Source organism: Pseudoalteromonas sp. S3260 (assembly GCF_005886925.1).
Taxonomy (GTDB): Bacteria; Pseudomonadota; Gammaproteobacteria; order Enterobacterales; family Alteromonadaceae; genus Pseudoalteromonas; species Pseudoalteromonas tetraodonis.
Genome location: NZ_PNCV01000260.1, coordinates 1 through 444 on the forward strand (window position 1 = coordinate 1; position 444 = coordinate 444).

Below are 444 nucleotides of genomic sequence, written 5' to 3' on the forward strand. Positions count from 1 at the left end.
TCTTATTATATTCCGAGTGTCGGTTAATTTTAATGAGATAAATGAGAAAAAAGTTGGCAAAAGAAACCAAATAAGTATACTACTTTTCTTTACCTTACTTATCCTATTTAATTGTATTTCTACATCGCTCCAATTAGGTATAAAACTATCAACTTGCTGATTATTAAAAGCGATTTGGCTTATTTTGTCTATATGCTCGTCATCAAAATCATTCATATGCAATATTTTTTTCTACGATTTTTTTTAAATGCTCTCTTGCCTTAAATAAATTTGACTTGGAAGTTCCCGTTGAAATATTCAGTATGCCGGCAATTTCTTGATGTGAATAGCCGTCGATTACATAAAGCTGAAAAACTATTTTATACGCTTTTGGTAATAAGCGAACACATTTAATAATTTCATTATAATTAATATTATCAAAAGTGATATTAAAGTTCAAATATT

Annotated in this window: 2 protein-coding genes; both read right to left on the minus strand. The window is 27.5% G+C overall.

Translation table 11 applies throughout. The features are described 5' to 3' along the window. Nucleotides 1-216: hypothetical protein (locus CWC14_RS19505; protein WP_212746570.1), on the minus strand; the 216-nt coding region annotated here is incomplete at its 3' end. Next, nucleotides 209-444: RNA polymerase sigma factor (locus CWC14_RS18400; protein ID WP_283957459.1), on the minus strand; the 236-nt coding region annotated here is incomplete at its 5' end. The genes CWC14_RS19505 and CWC14_RS18400, both read right to left, overlap by 8 nt.